Origin of the sequence: Vibrio fortis, from assembly GCF_024347475.1 — a bacterium.
Lineage (GTDB): Bacteria > Pseudomonadota > Gammaproteobacteria > Enterobacterales > Vibrionaceae > Vibrio > Vibrio fortis.
The window spans coordinates 1,771,592-1,791,101 of sequence record NZ_AP025487.1 but is presented as its reverse complement, the minus strand read 5'-3'; the positions used below and the strand labels follow the sequence as shown (position 1 = coordinate 1,791,101).

The window sequence follows — 19,510 nt, the reverse complement described above, 5'->3', positions numbered from 1 at the left end:
GTTGTCACGCTTTTGCCTCAAACTGGAAATACACAAATTGAGTGAAACACAATAAACCGACTTATGTTGTGGATGAGAAAAGCAGTGGAAAAGTGATTAAGGAAGAGCAATGACAAAAGAGAAAATACTCGCTGCTTATGAACCGAGTAGTGTCCATCAACCACTGGGGACATTAGACATTTCATTACTGTTTGATGGTTTGGAGTCGCGTGGTATCGACTGTAAAGCGTTGTTGTCTTCGCTTGGTTTATCCAACATTGATTGGCAAAATCCTAATACCCAACTGAGTTTCGCCGACAAACTGATGGTGTTTAAGGCAGTAAATCGTCTATTACCACAGGAAGGGGTGGGGTTATGGCTTGGTCAACAGGCAAAGCTTAGCCATTTTGGGGTGCTTGGCTACGTGCTAGCGACGAGCGAAAACGTTTTGGAAGCAATAAAAAGTGGTTTTAAATATCTTCGTCTAAATGGCCCTATCTTCTCTGTCGTACTTATCCAAGATTCAGATGAAGCCGTTATCCGAATTGAGAACTCCTTAGATATCGGCGAAATGCTGCCATTTTGTTGTGAGTACTTCTTTAGCTCATTGGTTTCTCTGTTTTATCAGTTAACCCGCCAAAATCTACAGCTCAATGACCTGTGCTTTTCTTATCTTGAACCCACGTACTCTTTACCAGTTAATGGGGATAAGTATCGGCAGCGCTTTGGTTGTAATGTGACGTTTGCTCAAACGTTTTGTGAACTGCGCTTTAGCAGTGCGGTACTTTTTGAACCATTACCTAGCCATGATGCGACAACCCTGGAACATTATTTGGCATCCTGTCATAGCATTATGGCAAGTTTAGGCTCTTCTTCTGTTCTCAGTAATCAAGTGAAAGCGATGCTTTATCGAGAATTGGGTCAATTTCCTTCGATTGAGCAATTAGCTCACGAGTTTGGTTGTTCTTCACGAACATTGCGTCGTGACTTATCCAAAGAGAAGACCAGTTATCATGAACTGCTTGCGGAAGTTCGCAAAGAGCTTGCCAAAGAGCTGTTACTGAGCAGCGATATGAGCGTAGAAGATATAGGAGAGCGTCTTGGCTACAGTGATTCCGCCAACTTTAGACGAGCATTCAAGCGTTGGATGAATCAGTCCCCAGCCGAGTTTCGCCAGCGCTTGTCGAATTAGTTTGGCATTTTCACCGTTTATGCTTGTCATAAACCCGCTCTGAGATATAAACAGAGTGACAAAAAACAGGTATGATAGTGCCGTTTTTAATCCTGAACTGGGAAAGTCATGGCAAAGTTAACACTCCAAGAGCAGATGCTAAAAGCTGGCTTGGTTAATGAGAAAAAGCTGAAAAAAGCAAAGAAAGGCTCTAAAAAATCACGCGTTCAAGCTCGTGAAGCAAAAGCAGCAGCGGAAGAGAATCGTCTAGCGCAGCAAGCGAAAGACAAAGAGCTTAATCAACAGATGAAAGAGAAACAGCTGAGCAAAGAGATCAAAGCTCAGGTGAAACAGTTGATAGCAATGAACAAGATCGAGCAAAAAGATGGCGAGATCAAATATAACTTTACTGATGGTACGTTAGTGAAGCACCTGTACGTTGAAGAGTTGACTCAAAAGCAGCTGAGCAAAGGTATTTTAAGTATCGCTCGTGACGGTGAAGGGTATGTGATTATCCCAACCAGCGTTGCAAACAAGATTGCGATGCGTGACGAAGAGTCGATCGTGGATACTCAGGCAGCATCGGAAGAAGCGGTTGATGAAGATGATCCGTACAAAGATTTCGTAGTACCAGACGATTTGATGTGGTAACACGACAATAAGCCAATAACGAATTAAAAATGCAGTTGCACTCGAATGAGTCAACTGCATTTTTTATGCCTCGACTAAGGTAATCGTTCCAAATGCGATGGCAGCATTAACCGCTTATTGAGGTGACTTTGAGCAAGAAATTTAATTTGTACTCTAACTATTTTTTCAAAAAAGTAACCACTATTAAGTTCTTTATAATCAGTTGGTTATGCTGTTGTTGGTGAGATTGTGCGCAGAGCTTGCCAAAAAAGTATTTTATTTTGTGTTATAATAGCGCCCTCGGGATTGAGTAAGACGTCATAAGTGATTGATTAAATTCACTTATTTTTAACCATGTATATGGTATGGCGCGCTGATCAAATTTTAATTGGATATGGAGTTGGTCCTTATATTCGGATTGTCGAATATGTGTACATCATAATTTATGAGTTTTAAGTCAAAAAAATACAGTATAGATTCAACAGATTATCAAGTCGGTCAAGACAACATCAATAAGTGGGGCATGGATGTCCACAACACGGTTTTCACTGCTTCAGCAGGCCTTTCAATTCTCTTCATTGTAACTCTTCTCGCAATGGCACCCGGCGATGCAAAAGCGGCTATCGACGCGGTGAAAGGCGCAGTACTCGCGAACTTCGATTTCCTATTCATGTGGGGCGCGAACCTTTTCCTTATTTTCGCTATTGGCTTAGCATTCTCTCCACTAGGTAAAATTCGCTTAGGTGGTGAAAACGCAACGGCTGACTACACTATGGCATCTTGGATTGCGATGCTGTTTGCTGCAGGCATGGGTATCGGCCTTATCTTTTGGGGTGTAGCTGAGCCAACTGCGTTCTTTACCAACTGGTATGGAACACCGCTAAACGCAGAAGCTTACACTGCTGCAGGTCGTGAAGCGGCGCTGGGCGCGACTGTTTTCCACTGGGGTTTGCACGCATGGGCTATCTACGGCATGGCGGCGCTGTGTCTTGCTTACTTTGTTTACAACAAAGGTTTACCGCTATCAATGCGTTCGGTGTTTTATCCAATTCTTGGAGACAAAGTTTGGGGTAAAACAGGTGACGTTATCGATGTAATGACGGTACTAGTAACACTGTTCGGCTTAGCGACATCGCTTGGTCTAGGTGGTACGCAAGCAGCAAGTGGTATTAGTCATGTATTTGGTTTAGAGAACAATCTGTTCTTACAACAGCTAATCATTGTACTGATCATGGTACTGGCTATTGTATCTGTACTGCGTGGTATGGACGGTGGTGTAAAACTGTTGAGTAACCTAAACATGGTTATCGCGTTTGTTTTCCTTGGTCTGATTGCGGTACTTAACTTCACCACTGTTTTGGATTCGCTTGCGACAGCGGTAACGGGTTATGTGAAGAACATTATCCCGCTGAGCCAAACTACAGGTCGTGAAGACACAACTTGGTTGCATGGTTGGACGGTATTCTACTGGGCATGGTGGGTAGCATACGCACCGTTCTTCGGTATGTTTGTTGCGCGTATCTCTAAGGGGCGTACGGTTCGTGAGTTCCTATTGTGTGTGCTGATTATTCCTACGCTAGTAACGACGGCTTGGATGTCTATTTTCGGTGGTGTCGCTATTGAGCAAGTGATCGACAAGGTCGGTCAGTTGGGAATTGATCAAGGCATTGCAGACGTATCTCTGAGCTTGTTCTACATGCTAGATGCTTACCCTCTAGGTAACATTCTATCGGTTATTGCTGTGGCGCTGATTATCGTATTCTTTGTAACGACGCTCGACTCAGGCTCTATCGTTATCGATGGCATGACTGCTGGTGGCAAACTCGAAGTTCCAGTTCGTCAAAAGGTTATCTGGGCAGTCATCTCAGGTGCAATCGCAATGGTAATGCTATGGATTGGTGGTACGCAGTCGATTCAAGCACTGCAATCGATCACCATCATTGCGGCACTTCCGTTCACAATTATCCTGCTATTGGGCTGTGTTAGCTTAATTAAAGGTCTTTTGACTGAAGTGGATCAGCCAACAGTGGCTGCTGATACTGCGAAATAATGACGAGTGGGTGCTTAGGCGACTATTTGTCGTCTTAAGTGATACTACTAAAAATCGTAACATCACATAGATGAAAAACGCCCTTGTATCTGCAAGGGCGTTTTTATTTGTCTAGCCATCGCTATCAAGTATGTCTAAAAGGGCGATGGTCAATCGAAAGTGTCAGTGACGATAAGCTTTAAGTCGTTACAGACTTTGGCTGAGGATTACCTTTCAGGGACTCGACTGTAGACATTGCTATTCACATTAAGGCTGTCAGACGAGAGTTCGGCCAACACACGCTGTTCGTACTGTTCATAGCCATCGAAGCGGCATTCGCCAATCTCATTTCGTGGGCACACCTGCACATGGTGTCTTTCGATTAACTCGGTCGAGCAGAACGGGCAGTATTTCATACATCCTCCTGATTGTACTCATTGTCTCAATGGGTAACTCCAGTAACGCAAATTGATATTTCGATTTGATGGCACTTTTAAGTCACGACTTAATCTAGTGATGTGCATTCAAATGTATACATATTCACTTTGGCTATCGTTAGGTTATTCGCTATTGGGAGAACAGACGATCACTTTAGTCCGATTGCAAAGGTAACAAAGTATGTCTTTATGATTGCTGTGTTCAAGGTCGATGAGGTTTCAGGGGGCAATCGAGCCTATGTCTGATGCGTTATTAAACTAACCTCCGACTTGAAGTTGTTCGAAGTAGTCTTGCACGAACTGTACAAACGCTTTGTGTTTTCTGGCTGGGTAGATCATTTGAGGATAGAACAGGTAGATGGAATTGCCGTGTTCAATACACTCATCGGTGAGCAGCGGTGTTAGGTGGCCTTGTTTTATCTCTTCAGCGACATAGTAACTGGCGATACGAATGATGCCACTGCCGCGTATAGCCTGCTGCTTTAATAGGTGGTTTTCATTACTCGATAGCCAACCTGAAACATGCACATTACCACTTTTAAAAGGCCATTCATGTTGATGCAAAGTTGCAAGACACTGGTGATTTTGAAGATCGTCTAAAGAGGTAGGCAAACCAAACTTATCAATATAGCTCGGCGCTGCGACCAAATCATGCTGATACGAAAACAGTTTTTTGGCCACCATGTTTTCCGGTGGGGTATTCGTGGCGCGAAATGCGATATCGATATCTTCTCGATTGAGATTATAGGTGGTATAGCTGCTGTTGATCTCGAAATAGATCTCTGGGTAACGTTCTTGGAAGCGTTGGCATAGGTCGGACAGATATACCTCAGTGAACATTTTTGGGGCGGTGATTCTTAATACCCCTTTAATCGCTTCATGCTCGTCGGATACGCTGCGTTCTAAGTCGAGCACTTGTGATCGAATCACCAATCCTTGAGCAAGCGCACGCTCGCCTTGGAGTGTGAGCCTAACACTGCGTGTGGTTCGAACGAGTAACGGACACTCTAAGTCGCTCTCCAATCGTTTTATCTGTTCAGATAAGTAACTTTTTGAAATTCCAAGCTGTTCTGCAGCCTTAGTGAAATTTAAATGCTGAGCAAGCTCAACAAATAACATCAACCTTTCAATCCGTTTGTGCTCATTCATACTTAACTCTCCAGTTTTTAGTTTGTTCATTATAACGAACAATCATTTCGGATTCAGGCTATTCTGTTTTTCTCGTAGAACAATATGATTAAGACTGAGTTTATGAATACGAGAATGACTAATGAAAAACGTACTTCCTTTGTCTAAATATCTGACCAATGTCAGTGAGATTGCCTACGGCTGTATGGGGCTGGGTGGCGGTTGGAACGATAGTCCAGTTTCACAAGATGATGTCTACCAAACGCAGAGCATTATTGAAACGGCAATGGCTTCAGGTATCAATCTTTTTGACCATGCTGACATTTACACATTTTCCAAAGCAGAACAGGCATTCGGCCAAGTATTAAAGAGCCAACCTGAATTACGAGATCACATGTTCTTACAGTCAAAATGCGGTATTCGTTTTCAAGGTGAAGGCAACGTAGGACGTTATGATTTTTCAGCACAATGGGTACAAGGCTCAGTTGAAGGCATTCTTGAGCGATTAAATACAGAGAAGTTAGATGTACTCTTATTGCATCGTCCTGATCCTTTGATGGAGTTGGATGAGCTAGCACGTACACTGCAAGATCTGCATGCGGCGGGTAAGGTGGAGCATTTTGGTGTCTCTAATATGAGTGGTCACCAGGTCGAATATCTACAATCAGCGCTTGATAAGCCGTTAGTGGTAAACCAAATGGAGATGAGCCTTGCAAAACTGGATTGGCTTAACGATGTTGTTTTAGTTAACTCTCAGGGTTTGAACGAGTCTGACTGGGCGCCTGGTACATTAGAATACTGCCGAGCTAAGGGTGTTCAACTTCAAGCGTGGGGGTGTCTGGCACAAGGGCGCTTCTCAGTGCAAGGACTAAACTCTGACGACGAAAGTGTACGAGCGACTTCCAAATACGTTCAACAGCTCTCTGAGAAATACAGCGTGACTAGCGAAGCAATCGTATTAGCGTTTCTTCTGCGCCACCCTGCGGGTATTCAGCCAGTAATCGGTACAACCAACCTTGCGCGAATCCAAGCAAGTGTTGCGGCGACAAAGGTTAATCTCACTCGAGAAGAGTGGTACAACCTATTTGTTTATTCTCGTGGCCAAGCTCTACCATAGGTGGTAATCATGCTGACTTTAAATAAGGCTCAACAAGCGGTCTCGGCAGCAATTGAAATCGCCACTCAGAATCAACAGCAAGTCGCGGTTGCTGTTTGTGATACTCATGGCGAATTAATCGCATTCGCCAAAATGGATGATGTGAGTGTTCAGGCGGGTGTGCTGGCAAAAAGTAAAGCTTACACTTCCGCGCGCGATCGCCAACCAAGTGGCCACTTAGGTGAGTGGGCGCGCTCGACAGGGAAGGATATTAGTTATTGGAATGACTCTAAGATCACAGGCTTTAAAGGTGGTTTGCCTATAGTTTGTGAGGATCGGGTCGTTGGAGCAATTGGGATCAGCGGGCTGAGTGAGGAAGAAGATGAACAGCTTGCTCAATCAAGTATCTCTGTTCTAGAGCTATAGCTTTTTGTTTCTCTTTAACTAAAAAACCGATGCCATGCGCATCGGTTTTTTGGTTTAAATCTCAGTGAGCGTTAGCCACTTAATCTAAGTCGAATTGCTTTAGTGAATTACGCTTGAGCTTGTTGTAGATCTTTCTGTTCTTCTTTCTTGCCTAGGATACGACTTGTAATAGTACCTGCAGTCATCGCTCCTGAAACGTTAAGCGCAGTACGAGCCATATCGATAAGTGGTTCGATAGAGATAAGCAGTGCCGCGATAGTTACAGGCAGCCCCATTGCTGGCAGTACGATTAGAGCTGCAAACGTTGCGCCACCACCGACACCAGCGATACCAAATGAGCTTACGGTAATGATAGCAATCAGCGATAGGATGAAGTTAATGTCCATAGGGTTGATGCCCATAGTCGGTGCAACCATTACCGCTAGCATTGCAGGGTAGATACCAGCACAGCCGTTTTGACCGATTGTTGCGCCGAAAGAAGCAGACAAGTTAGCAATCGCTGGTGGAACATTAAGCTTAGTGATCTGCGCTTCGACGTTTAGCGGAATTGTTGCCGCAGAGCTGCGCGAAGTGAATGCAAACGTTAGTACTGGCCAGATCTTCTTGAAGTATTCTTTCGGGTTAACGCCCACAAAAGAAACCAATACGCCATGCACAACAAACATCAGTAGAATAGCCACGTAAGAAGCTACGATGAAGCCAAGTAGACTTAGAATGTCAGATGCGCTTGACGTCGCGACAACTTTCGCCATTAACGCTGCGATGCCGTATGGCGTTAGAGCCATGATCATCTTAACAAGGCGCATAACGATTGATTGAGCCGCTTCTACAAAAGTGCGGATTGGCGACTCTAACTCTTCTTTTTCAGCCATTACCTTACGCGCAGCAATACCCGTTAATACACCAAAGATAACAACCGCGATAATGGACGTTGAGCGAGCACCAGTAAGATCAGCAAATGGGTTGGTTGGGATGAAGCTTACCAACATCTGGGGGATAGTCAGATCAGAGACACGGTCAGCGCGAGTTTCAAGTGCCGCAAGGCGAGCCGTTTCGCGTGCGCCTTCTGTTAGACCTTCAGCAGAAAGACCAAATGCCTGTGTCACAATGATACCAACGATTGCGGAAATTGCTGTAGTTGCAAGCAATACTGAAATGGTGATACCTGAAATTTTACCCAGTGAACCACCTTTCTCTAGTTTCACAACAGCTGCGATCATAGAGACCAGTACCAGTGGCATGATGACCATTTTTAATAGACCAACATAACCTCGACCAACGATGTTAACCCAGTCTAAGGTTTCCTTGATGATTGGGTTGCCTTCGCCGAATAGCAGTTGAAGGCCTAGACCAAAACCACTACCAAAAACAAGACCAAGCAGTACTAGACGTGAAAGTGTGTGTTCTTTCTTCTGCTGTCCGTAGAGAAAAAAGAGAATACCAGTAAATACCGCTAAGGCAGCGATAGCAGGGAATGACATTGAATTTCCTTATGAATTACTTCAGAACAATAGGAAGCCTAGATATATAGGCATGAGTACTGTTAGGTAAAATAACGTTCTGTAACAAAACGTAAAATAAGGAAAAGTAATTTGATAGATCAATTAGTCATATCTAAAAGAGCGGTTGTTCGGATATTCAACAGAGTGATGGTTCAGCCACCAATTTAGCGATATTTCGCCAAAAAATTAAGCATCTCACTCGAACTGGAAATTTCGACATTTTTAAAATTATTTTCGAATAATTTAAACAGCATCGTTTTGGCAACCCATTCTGACTCGATTGGGCGAAGGTTTTTTAAACGACCGATCATAAAAGGTTTGAAAAGAGGTGAGAGCGTTTGCAGGAACTTTTCATCGGATCTTGGCTTTGTTCTATTGCCAAGCAGTGGTCCAGGTCTTGCAATAAACAACTGCTTGAATCCAATACGAATGAGGTTTTGCTCCATTTGTCCTTTACACTTCAAGTAGTGTGAGTAGGAAGTCTGAGAGGCCCCATAGCTGGATACTACTGCAACGCGTTCTACGCCCAAAAACTTCATGGTTTGAGCTACGTGAGTGACCAACTCGACATCAACTTTACGCAAGGCTGCCTTTGAGCCTGCTTGTTTGATGGTCGTCCCCAAACAGATAACACCAAGAGTCGGCCTTGGATGCCCTTCATCCCACTGTGTTATATCCAGGTCATTGTTGATGATTTGAATCAGCTTATTTGAAGCTGGCTCTCTTTTAATTTGAGAACGAGTGAGAGCATATACGGTTTGAACTGAAGGTTCAGCAAGTAGCTGCTCCATTACATGACCACCAATCAACCCTGTAGCACCGGCTACGATAACGGAAGAGTTATCTCCTTGAATGGACATGCGAGCTCCTTAGTGAGTGGCGGAATAATCAGCTTTTGATGTTGAGTCTTTTAGTTTTGGCTCAATCTACGCATAAGATCCAGAAAATTCCGTGAAGAACTCTACAAATCATTCATATTTACAGTGAGTTGGCGCTGAGGATTGACCGAATAGGCACTGAGTAATAGTAAGATCTAAACTGGTTTGGATATTAGAAAGTGTGTCGTTAAAAAGAACAAAAGCCCGCGGGGTGGGGCGGGCTTTCTGGCTTGCGCTGGAGACTAACGCTTGCCTAAGTGAAGGAGAGTGGGATTTTCTTCACCTTTTTGCTTTGTTTTCCAGATTTATTCGGTTTTTTTCTACTTTGGTTAGCGAACATAGAGACCTCCTAAATCTTATACTGCTAAATGTGTACCTCTGTTTTCGTTCCCTGATAACCGTACACTTGGCTTTTCATAGTGAGTGAGTTAAAGCACTTTAAATAAAGCATAACTAATGCCAACTTTTAAGTGTTTGATTTTATTAGAATGCGTTTTCTAATGGGTCACTATTGTTCAAATTGACAGTCAAATTGAGATTTTTGAGTCGATTTTGTTCAATTCGACAACAAACACGGGTTCAAAGGCGAGTTATCGATAGATAGATAAGACGATAGCAAGTAAACTGGTTATTAATTTGTCACAGCCAAGGATGCGCGATGAACCTCCAGTTCGATACTCTCTCTGCAAATGAAATCTACCACCTGATGACTCAAACGGTTATCCCTCGTCCGATAGCGTGGGCACTCACCAAATCAAGTGGTGATGTGTATAACCTAGCCCCATTTTCATATTTCACCCCAGTATCGAGCCAGCCACCCCTTTTGATGCTTTCTGTAGGTAAAAAGCCGACAGGTGAGATCAAAGATACCGCCAAAAATGCGATAGAAACCGGCAAGTTAGTGATCCATATTGCGTCTGAATCTTGTGCGGAAGTTATGACGGCTACGGCGGCAACGCTGGATCACGATCAATCTGAAGTACAAGCGAACGACATTGAGCTAGTAGAGTTCGATGGTTTCTCTTTACCGCGTGTTAAGAATTGCTCTGTTGCGTTCGGCTGTACGCTGTTTGAGGTTAAAGAGGTCGGCGATGTGCCTCAAAGCTTGGTATTTGCCAAAGTTGAAACGGTATACATTGCTGAGGACATCATTGATAAATCCAGTGAGCGATTGAAAATAGATGCACTAGCGCTGAACCCGTTGTCACGCCTAGGTGGTGGTGAATACGCGACGCTCTCTAATGTTTTTTCGGTAGCGCGACCAAAATAATCCAAAGCTGAGTCGACGATCGGCTCAGTCTTTCAGTTATGCGCTCAAACAAAATGCGCTTCGCTATAAAACAGTCAATTAGTTATTAAATCTTCAGAACATCACATTGGTAAGTCACGTCCATGCTAGACACTCAACACTCTGCGTTTATCCAAAATCAAATTGATCAGAAAACCAAACCACTGGGCGCATTAGGCCTGTTAGAGAAGACCGCTTTTCAACTAGCACTTATCCAAAGCCAACAAAGCCAAACACCACCTGAAAAAATTCAAATCACTCAGCCCTCAATGTTTGTTTTTGCCGGTGACCATGGCATTGCGGATGAAGGGGTGAGTATTGCTCCAAGTGCCGTAACGCAACAAATGGTATTGAACTTTTTATACGGCGGAGCAGCGATCAATTGTTTCTGTCGACTCAACGACATCAACTTAACGGTTGTCGATGCAGGCATTCTAGAAGCCATCGATATGAGTGCGATTTCAGGTAGCCACTCTGAGTTACTGGTGACGCAACGATTGGGCAACGGTACTCGTAATTTTAACCAACAAGCAGCGATGTCACGTGAACAGGTCGAGAAAGGGATCAACTATGGTCTGTCACTGATTGAAAGAAGAATCGCGCAAGGCTGTAATCTGGTTATGTTTGGCGAAATGGGAATTGGCAATACAAGCAGCGCCTCAGCAATACTAAGTGCATTATCAGGTTTAGACTCAAAAGAGTGTGTTGGACTTGGTACTGGTATCGATGACGAACAGTTCAAGCGTAAGCAGCAAGTGGTTGCCAACGGTGTTGCTCGTTGTAAGGGCAAAGCCATCGAAGAAGTGCTCGCTGAAGTGGGCGGCTTTGAGATTGTACAAATGATTGGTGGATTCCTAGGCGCGGCAAAAATGCAAACTCCGGTTCTGGTTGATGGCTTTATTGTCTCAGTTGCGGCGTATGTGGCGAACTTAATTAATCCATCATGTCGCGACTACATGCTGTTTGCGCATAAATCTCAAGAAAACGCGCATCAACACGTATTGAATGAACTACATGCCGAACCGTTATTGGATTTAGGTTTAAGACTGGGTGAAGGCACTGGCGCAGCATTGGCACTGCCTCTGATTAAGGCTGCTGCAGAGTTTTACAATGATATGGCAAGCTTTGAGAGCGCTGGAGTGACGGTGTAATGAGTCAGCTCGAAGCGGACCGCGGCATTAAATATCAATGGCAACTGTTTTTATTGGCATTGGGCTTTTTCTCTCGTCTACCGGTACCACACGATACGCCATATTCTGAAGAGCGAATGAATCGAGCAGGACGTTACTTTTCGACGGTCGGTATCTTGCTGGGTCTATTGTGCGCCACGGTTTATGTTTTACTGAGCTTGTTCTTTCCGGCTGATGTCGCATTGATACTCATCATGGCGTTTAGTTTAATGCTGACGGGTGCATTCCACGAAGATGGCCTAACAGATATGGCTGATGGCATTGGTGGTGGCATGACGATTGAGCGACGCCTAATTATCATGAAGGACAGCCGTATTGGTACCTACGGTGCGTCAGCTTTGATAACGGCTCTATTGGGCAAATGGGTCTTTTTAAGCGAGCTTATCGAACAGACCCGAACCGCAGATCTCTTTATGATATTGGTTTCTAGCTACGCATTTAGCCGAGCCATCGCAGCGTCACTTATTTACGATATGCCTTATGTCAGTGACCCTGATACCAGCAAAAGTAAGCCGTTAGCAAATAAACAGACCCGCTCTGAAACCCTATTTTTGATTGCTATTGGACTCTTTCCAAGTCTTTGGTTTGGTATTGAATTCAGCATTGTGTTGTTAGCTATAGGCTATGTCGTTCGTACACTACTTAAACGCTGGTTAACAGTACGTATTGGTGGTTTTACTGGAGATTGTTTAGGCGCAGCGCAGCAGTTGGTTGAGCTCTCAACTTACTTGTTGTTTATTGCCGCGTTTTATAACGGTTTTATTGGGTAACTACGAATCATGAAGCAGGGAAAATCCACACATTTAATTCTCGGCGGAGCGCGTTCAGGAAAGTCGAGCTTTGCTGAAACACAGGCGATCACGATATCGGAAAGTCAGCAGCGTCAACTGCACTACATAGCAACGGCCATTAGTTTTGACGAAGAGATGGAAGCGCGTATTCGTCATCATCAACAACGACGTGATCATCGTTGGCAAGAGCATGAAGTGCCAATTGAACTTGCACAACACTTGCGCAGTCTGAGTTCATCTGATGTGGTTTTGATCGACTGTTTGACGCTTTGGCTGAATAACGTGATTTATCAGCTTGGAGAGAAGGCGACTAACGAGCAGATCGAAGAGTCGATACAAGAACTCGTCAGTGCGGTCGAAGCAAGCCCTGCGAGTATCATTATGGTCTCCAATGAAGTTGGTCTTGGAGTTGTTCCAATGGGGCAAGTGTCTCGTTTATTTGTCGACAACGCTGGCAGAATGAATCAAGCCTTGGCCAAAGTGGTTAAGCAGGTCACTTTCATCGCCGCTGGGCTACCTATGGTTTTAAAAAACGAAGGTTGATGAGCTCACATTGAACAAGATACGCACCAAACACATATACCTCGTTCGTCATGGCAAAGTACTCGGAGAGGCTGCATTGAATGGCCGAACAGACGTGCTGGTTGACTCGTCAGTTCAAGATAAGATTTGTACAGCAATAGCATCGCTGCCGTTTAAATTGGATGCAGTCGTCACATCACCGCTGAGCCGCTGTCATGATTTAGCAGAGCGAGTTGCGCAGACTAAATCACTAAACTTAGAAAGCATTAACGAACTGCAAGAGATGAATTTCGGTGATGTGGATGGGGTTCCGTTCGATCTTCTTAGTGAACAGTGGGAGAGTTTGGAATCATTTTGGCAAGATCCAGCAAATCATCAGCTCACTGGAGCGGAAAGTTTACAGGCGTTCCATCAGCGAGTAATTCAAGGTTGGTCGCAACTTATAAGCAGCACCAATGACAACATCTTATTGGTTACGCATGGTGGCGTAATCCGAATGATTTTGGCGCACTGTTTGGATATAGATTGGAGAAAGCCAACGCTCTATTCCAACCTAGCCATCGGTAATGCGTCTTTGACACACATTCAAATCACACAAACAGACAATAACTACATCAGTGTGAAGGTGATAGGGCAGCCATTGTTAGTGACCTAGCACCAACCAGTGAAAACTGGATTTATATTTTTACCAATTTATCGATAGAACATCGCACAGAATAAGGACAGAACTCATGACAACGCCAAGTTGGGATTTGAGCATTGCATATCGTGGACTAGACGATACAAAGATTGAACAAGATATTGAACTTATTGAGCAGTGTATTGAACTGCTTTACCTTCATGTCGAAAAGCGCGACACAGTGATCGCTATGCAGAATGCGATCCAAACCTCTGAAGCAGCAGGCACACTACTTGGGACGATTCACACGTTCGCAAACTGTCACGCTTCTGTGGATGCGACGCATACTGAAGCGAAGCAGCTTTTAGGGCGAGTTGCAAAGCTCAACTCGGAGATGTCTCAAGCATTTAGCCCATATGAAGACACTCTAGTTCACGCTGATGTTGAGTTCATCACAAAAGTACTAGACCACACCAGCCCAGACGTTGCGGGTCAAGGTTTTGCTATCGAGAGTTCTCGTAAACTAGCTGCAACTCGTCTAAGCGTTGCCGAAGAGCAGTTGCTTGCTGCGATGGAAGTCGATGGTCGTGATGCGTGGGGACGTCTATACGACAACCTGACAGGTTCACTAAAGCTTTCACTGCAACTTGAAGGTGAAGAGGAACAGCTTGGCTTTTCACAAGCAGCGAGTCTTCTTTACGGCAGTGAATTTGATAAACAAGAACCGGCTTGGCGCGCGGTTCAACAAGCAATGGCCACTCACCAAGAGTCATTTGCATCCATTCTTAATGCACTGGCAGGTTGGCGTTTAACGGAAAACAAAAAACGCTCGAAGATCTGTGATGTACATTTTTTAGCGCCAAGTCTGCATGGCAGTCGTATTGTTCCTGAAACACTAGACACCATGATGGCGACAGCAAAAGCCAATCGCTCAGTAGGTCAGAAAGCGGGTTTGTTGATGGCAAAGGTTCATGGTCTAGACGAGATGAAACCTTGGAACCATCTTGCTGCAATGCCACCGCTTGGTGATGCCGAATCTAAGGTCTACCCGTTTGATGAAGCGATCGATGTGATTAAAACAGCCTTTGCTGAAGTGAATCCGGAGATGGCACAGTTTGTTGATCTTATGGTTGAAAATGGCTGGATTGACGCAGCTCCAGCGTCAAACAAACGCCTAGGCGCATACTGCACTAAGTTCGCAGCAACACGTTCTCCACTGGTATTCATGACGTGGAGCGGCAGCCGTTCTGATCTTATGACACTTGCTCATGAGCTTGGCCACGCATTCCATAACTGGGTCATGCGCGACATGCCATTGTGTCAGACTCGTTATCCGATGACATTGGCGGAAACGGCTTCGATCTTTGCAGAGAATATTGTTCGTGACTACTTGCTCAAACAAGCAGAAACGCGTGATGAAAAGCTGGAAATGCTATGGGAAGAGCTCTCTTCTTCTTTGGCATTAATGATCAATATTCCAGTGCGCTTCGAGTTTGAAAAAGCCTTCTACGAACAGCGCGAGAAAGGGGAATTAACAGCCAAGCAACTATGCGACTTAATGGAGAAAACTTGGAAGGCGTGGTACGGCGATGCGATGAGCGAAGCTGATCCATACTTCTGGGCGAGTAAACTGCATTTTAGCATCGCTCAGGTCAGTTTTTATAACTACCCATATCTGTTCGGTTACCTATTCAGTAAGGGTGTATACGCGCAACGTGAAGTGAAAGGTGACAGTTTCTACAGCGATTACGTAGCCCTGCTCAGAGACACAGGCAGCATGATGGCAGAGGATGTGGTTGCGAAACATTTAGGTATGGATCTAACAGAAGCGGACTTCTGGCAACAGAGTATCGATATGGTGTCTGCACAAATCGATGAGTTTGAAAGACTGCTCAATCAGGAAGATTAATTGATCTTAATCGGTTCATACTCAATAAGAGCTGTGGTAGGTTACACGGCTCTTATCTGATTGATATAGCTTAAAAACCTCGCAAGGTTTAATTCTCCCTGCTTTGAACAGGGCCAATATAACTATTTATGGGCAGTATTTGTGAGTGATAACGGAGTTTCTGTTGATAAGTGCGATCATAGCAACACAATTTCTTTGTACAATTTATTAACATACGGCCGTGCAATTAAGGAGTAGCGCATGACGAAATCTCTCTTTCGCCAATCATTTCTTTTGGACAGCCTAGATCTTGAACAAGAAGTGCTTGCAGGACAAACCGTACTAAGTAATGGAGTACAGCTAAAAGTCCATCAACGTGGTGTTTTTGAAGTAATTCCAGCGGATTACGATCAACAGACCAAGAACATCATTTTCTCAACAGGCGTTCATGGTGACGAAACCGCACCAATGGAGCTGGTTGATAAGATAATCGAAGATATTGAAACAGGTTTCCAATCAGTAAAAGCTCGCTGTTTGTTTATTATCGCTCACCCAGAAGCGACCAACGCTCATACTCGTTTTCTCGATGTAAACATGAACCGTCTTTTTGATGACAAGGAGTATGAAGTAAACCGCGAAACCAAGATTGCGAACCATCTGAAGTATTTAGTCACCGAGTTCTATAAAGATACTCAGCCGGAAACGCGTTGGCATTTAGATCTTCACTGTGCAATTCGTTTGTCGAAGCACTACTCATTTGCCGTGAGCCCTAAAGTTCGTCACCCCGTTCGCAGCCAAGAACTCATTGATTTTATCAACAGTGGGCACGTAGAGGCTTTGCTGCTTTCGAACTCTCCAACCAGTACATTCAGTTGGTACAGTGCGGAAAACTTTGGCGCACAGGCGCTAACAATGGAACTAGGGCAGGTCGCGCGTATTGGTGAGAACCAACTGGATAAACTGACTGCGTTCGATCTCGCGATGCGTAACCTTATCGCCGAGTGTGAGCCCGAACATCTTCCAAAGAAAACCATTACGTATCGCGTAAGTCGTACTATTGTTCGCTTACATGACGATTTCGATTTTATGTTCTCTGACTCAGTCGAGAACTTCACCGCGTTTAAGCATGGTGAAGTATTTGGCCACGACGGTGATAAGCCGCTGATGGCGAAAAATGAAAACGAAGCGGTAGTATTCCCAAATCGTAATGTAGCTATCGGTCAACGTGCTGCACTGATGGTGTGTGAGGTTGAAACTCGCTTCGATCACGGTCAGTTAGTTTACGATTAAAACCACACGTAAATAATCCCAAACGATTGATATCACAAGGTTCGCACGTTATTGCGAACCTTGTTTTTATTGGGGGATACAGGTAAGGTTACGCGAACTTAGTTAAAGTAGCTTGATATGGATTTCCAACACCTTATTCAACAAAAACAGCGACGCTGGACTCGTGCCATTTATCTGATGCTTACTGCGTTGATTGTCCTCAGTGGCCTTTACTTAATGGTCGGTGATCTGTTTATTTCCCCGTTGAATACACTCTCTCCACTTGAAGAAAAGTTACTTGTCGATTTGCGATTACCACGCCTGCTTGCCGCGATTGCGATAGGTGCTGCGCTCGCGGTTTCTGGGGCGAGTTTACAGGTCTTACTCGGGAACGTACTAGCCGAGCCCGGTGTACTCGGGATCTCAGGCGGCGCAAGCCTAGCGATGGTTATTGTGCTGTTTTTCTTACCATTTGCCCCTACGCCCGAACTCTTCATGATAGCAGCCGTGATAGGCTCACTCTGTTTTACAATCCTGCTAGTGGGCATGGTGAGAGCAATGCGTTTAACCACGGCAAAACTCTTGTTGATTGGTGTTGCGCTTGGCATTTTGTCAGGTGCAATGGTGACTTGGGCATTCTATTTTAGTGACGACCTAAGCCTTCGCCAACTTATGTATTGGTTGATGGGCAGTTTAGGTGGTGTTGCTTGGTATCAACACACACTCACTTTAGTGATGATTCCCGTGATCATTTGGTTGTGCTTACAAGGCAGTAAACTCGATAAATTGATGATAGGCGAAGTACATGCTGCTCAGTTGGGGATCAACGTACCAGCACTGCGTTGGCGTTTGATTTTCGCCGTCTCAATACTTGTCGGGTGTGCCGTCGCCCTTGGGGGGGTGATCAGCTTTGTGGGCTTAGTCGTTCCACACCTGTTGCGCTTAGCGATAGGCACGGATAACCGATATCTGCTCCCGCTTTCTGCTGTGTCTGGCGCTGCACTCTTGGTGTTTGCCGATATCTGCGCTCGTACACTTTTAGATTCGGCTGAATTGCCGCTGGGTGTGATGACAACCACGATTGGTGCGCCAATCTTTATTTGGATGTTGGTGAAAAATCATGATTCAAATTAAAAGCTTAAGCGTCGGTTCAAGGCTGCTACCACTCTCTTTTAACCTTAAACCTGGGCAAGTGACTCACGTGATAGGGCCAAATGGAAGTGGAAAGAGCACGTTGTTAGAAGCCATCTCTGGTATCGGGGAAGGTTACACAGGGGAGGTTGTTTGGCATGACAAGCCGCTATCAGAATTTTCATTGCAAGACCTTTCTCTGCAGCGGGCCTATTTAAGCCAAAGCGCAAGGCCTGCATTCAATCTTGAGGTGTTTCAGTTTCTTGCCTTGTCGCTGCCAAGTTCTACTGATCCTCATAGTGCGATTGTATCTAAGGTGCTGACAGAGGTGAGTCAGTTGCTTGAGATAAGCGATAAGCTGCACCGCTCAATACAGACGCTTTCTGGCGGAGAATGGCAGCGCGTTCGCTTAGCGGGTATGTGCCTGCAAATTTGGCCGTCTCTTAATCCTTATTCCAAATTACTTATCTTAGATGAACCGGCTGCTCCTCTAGATATTGGGCAGGAGGCGCTCCTTTATAAGCTGATTGGTCGTATCGCGGAACAGGGGATCTCCGTGATAATGGCAAATCATGATTTGAATCGTACCTTAAGGCATGCCGATCAAGTGCTACTGCTGGATCAAGGTGTGTTGCAAAAGGCGGGTACGGCTGAAAAGGTGATGGTTCCAGAGCAGCTAGAGCAGGTGTTTAATACACGAATTAAAAGTATTACTGTCGATAACGCGACTTATCTACTGTTCGAATGACCGATCATCTGGTTGATTTTCAATTGGGCGAAATTGTGTTTCTCTTGCGCCTGAATTGATAGCTAAAACCCGACCATTATTGGCTCGTCTCCTCAACTAACAATGCTCGCTAGCACCTTTTACTATGTAACTTGTTAATTTTATTATTTTTCTTCTGGCCTGTTGTTATTTAACGCTATTTTGTTACTGTGAAAGGAACAGTAATTAGAGCGATAAAACAACATGAACTAAGAAGGAAATGAAATGGAAATACAAGTAAGACGCACAGAACCGAGTGATGCAAGAAGTGTTAAAGAGATCTATGAGTGCCCAAACGCGTTTCGCGGTACCCTGCAACTCCCACACCCTTCGCTCGAACTCTGGGAGAAGCGTCTCACCCATATTCCAGAGCATGTCTATTCTTACGTGGCACTGTATCAAGGTGAGGTCATTGGAAATCTTGGCCTAGAAGTCTGTGTTAACCCAAGACGTCGGCACGTTGCCTCATTGGGTATGGGGGTTAAAGATAACTTCGCAGGAAAAGGTGTTGGAAGCGCGTTATTAAAAACAGCCGTCGACCTTTGTGATAACTGGATTAACATTAAGCGCCTTGAACTGACGGTTTACACCGACAACGAGCAAGCGATTAATCTTTATAAGAAGTTTGGTTTTCAAATTGAAGGGGAGTCAGCGGCATTTGCATTCCGTGATGGCGAATATGTTGCGGCTTACCACATGGCTAGAATCCAGCTAAGCTAACAGAGTCTACTTATTGAAGCACTGAACCAAATAAAAAGCGCCTCAGGATT

At 44.7% G+C, this 19,510-nt stretch carries 19 protein-coding genes; 15 read left to right on the top strand and 4 right to left on the bottom strand.

Features of this window, described 5'->3' with window-relative positions:
• The first annotated feature begins 109 nt into the window (after positions 1-109).
• The 3 genes from OCV50_RS07720 (at position 110) to OCV50_RS07710 (ending at position 3,830) form a co-directional block, all read left to right on the top strand.
• The gene (locus tag OCV50_RS07720) at positions 110-1,171 is read left to right on the top strand and encodes an AraC family transcriptional regulator (RefSeq protein WP_261902673.1); all 1,062 of its coding nucleotides are present in this window, start codon (positions 110-112) and stop codon (positions 1,169-1,171) included.
• Between the two features lie 108 nt (positions 1,172-1,279).
• Complete coding sequence (locus tag OCV50_RS07715) at positions 1,280-1,801, top strand: DUF2058 domain-containing protein (RefSeq protein WP_239842030.1); 522 nt, start codon at positions 1,280-1,282, stop codon at positions 1,799-1,801.
• A gap of 424 nt (positions 1,802-2,225) precedes the next feature.
• Positions 2,226-3,830 (top strand): BCCT family transporter, encoded by a 1,605-nt coding sequence (locus tag OCV50_RS07710; RefSeq protein ID WP_239842029.1) that lies wholly within the window; start codon positions 2,226-2,228, stop codon positions 3,828-3,830.
• A 206-nt stretch (positions 3,831-4,036) separates the two neighbouring features.
• Here OCV50_RS07710 and OCV50_RS07705 read toward each other — a convergent pair whose 3' ends face one another.
• Together OCV50_RS07705 and OCV50_RS07700 are read right to left on the bottom strand one after the other, a co-directional pair.
• On the bottom strand, positions 4,037-4,225 hold the full coding sequence (locus OCV50_RS07705) for a hypothetical protein (protein ID WP_261902672.1): 189 nt from the start codon (positions 4,223-4,225) through the stop codon (positions 4,037-4,039).
• 279 nt (positions 4,226-4,504) lie between these two features.
• Entirely contained in the window at positions 4,505-5,395 is an 891-nt protein-coding gene (locus OCV50_RS07700; protein WP_261902671.1) for a LysR family transcriptional regulator, read from the bottom strand.
• Positions 5,396-5,516: 121 nt separating this feature from the next.
• On the opposite strand from OCV50_RS07700, the gene OCV50_RS07695 reads away from it, so the two are divergent.
• Entirely contained in the window at positions 5,517-6,491 is a 975-nt protein-coding gene (locus OCV50_RS07695) for an aldo/keto reductase (protein ID WP_390905073.1), read from the top strand.
• A gap of 9 nt (positions 6,492-6,500) precedes the next feature.
• The gene (locus OCV50_RS07690) at positions 6,501-6,896 is read left to right on the top strand and encodes a GlcG/HbpS family heme-binding protein (protein ID WP_239842026.1); all 396 of its coding nucleotides are present in this window, start codon (positions 6,501-6,503) and stop codon (positions 6,894-6,896) included.
• A 107-nt stretch (positions 6,897-7,003) separates the two neighbouring features.
• Here OCV50_RS07690 and OCV50_RS07685 read toward each other — a convergent pair whose 3' ends face one another.
• Positions 7,004-8,377: an L-cystine transporter gene (locus tag OCV50_RS07685; RefSeq protein WP_261902670.1), complete on the bottom strand. Its 1,374-nt coding sequence runs from the start codon at positions 8,375-8,377 to the stop codon at positions 7,004-7,006.
• A gap of 185 nt (positions 8,378-8,562) precedes the next feature.
• Entirely contained in the window at positions 8,563-9,258 is a 696-nt protein-coding gene (locus OCV50_RS07680; RefSeq protein ID WP_261902669.1) for an NAD(P)H-binding protein, read from the bottom strand.
• A gap of 676 nt (positions 9,259-9,934) precedes the next feature.
• Between OCV50_RS07680 and OCV50_RS07675 the strand changes: the two genes are divergently transcribed.
• From OCV50_RS07675 to OCV50_RS07630, 10 genes are all read left to right on the top strand, one after another.
• Positions 9,935-10,546 (top strand): flavin reductase family protein, encoded by a 612-nt coding sequence (locus tag OCV50_RS07675; protein ID WP_261902668.1) that lies wholly within the window; start codon positions 9,935-9,937, stop codon positions 10,544-10,546.
• A gap of 122 nt (positions 10,547-10,668) precedes the next feature.
• Complete coding sequence (gene cobT, locus OCV50_RS07670; RefSeq protein ID WP_261902667.1) at positions 10,669-11,715, top strand: nicotinate-nucleotide--dimethylbenzimidazole phosphoribosyltransferase; 1,047 nt, start codon at positions 10,669-10,671, stop codon at positions 11,713-11,715.
• Entirely contained in the window at positions 11,715-12,524 is an 810-nt protein-coding gene (locus tag OCV50_RS07665) for an adenosylcobinamide-GDP ribazoletransferase (RefSeq protein WP_261902666.1), read from the top strand. Before cobT ends, OCV50_RS07665 begins: the two co-directional genes overlap by 1 nt.
• A 9-nt stretch (positions 12,525-12,533) precedes the next feature.
• Positions 12,534-13,088 carry a bifunctional adenosylcobinamide kinase/adenosylcobinamide-phosphate guanylyltransferase gene (cobU, locus tag OCV50_RS07660; RefSeq protein ID WP_261902665.1) on the top strand — a complete coding sequence of 185 codons (555 nt, stop codon included), beginning with the start codon at positions 12,534-12,536 and terminating at the stop codon, positions 13,086-13,088.
• A 10-nt stretch (positions 13,089-13,098) separates the two neighbouring features.
• Entirely contained in the window at positions 13,099-13,722 is a 624-nt protein-coding gene (gene cobC, locus OCV50_RS07655; protein ID WP_261902664.1) for an alpha-ribazole phosphatase family protein, read from the top strand.
• Between the two features lie 76 nt (positions 13,723-13,798).
• On the top strand, positions 13,799-15,595 hold the full coding sequence (locus tag OCV50_RS07650) for a M3 family oligoendopeptidase (RefSeq protein WP_261902663.1): 1,797 nt from the start codon (positions 13,799-13,801) through the stop codon (positions 15,593-15,595).
• 240 nt (positions 15,596-15,835) lie between these two features.
• Positions 15,836-16,864, top strand: a complete 1,029-nt coding sequence (locus OCV50_RS07645; RefSeq protein ID WP_261902662.1) for a succinylglutamate desuccinylase — start codon at positions 15,836-15,838, stop codon at positions 16,862-16,864.
• A 117-nt stretch (positions 16,865-16,981) separates the two neighbouring features.
• On the top strand, positions 16,982-17,977 hold the full coding sequence (gene btuC / locus OCV50_RS07640; RefSeq protein WP_261902661.1) for a vitamin B12 ABC transporter permease BtuC: 996 nt from the start codon (positions 16,982-16,984) through the stop codon (positions 17,975-17,977).
• The gene (gene btuD / locus OCV50_RS07635) at positions 17,964-18,722 is read left to right on the top strand and encodes a vitamin B12 ABC transporter ATP-binding protein BtuD (protein WP_261902660.1); all 759 of its coding nucleotides are present in this window, start codon (positions 17,964-17,966) and stop codon (positions 18,720-18,722) included. The genes btuC and btuD overlap by 14 nt, the downstream gene beginning before the upstream one ends.
• A 243-nt stretch (positions 18,723-18,965) precedes the next feature.
• A complete protein-coding gene (locus OCV50_RS07630) occupies positions 18,966-19,460 on the top strand; it encodes a GNAT family N-acetyltransferase (RefSeq protein ID WP_261902659.1) in 495 nt (164 codons plus the stop codon).
• The last annotated feature ends 50 nt before the right edge of the window (positions 19,461-19,510 follow it).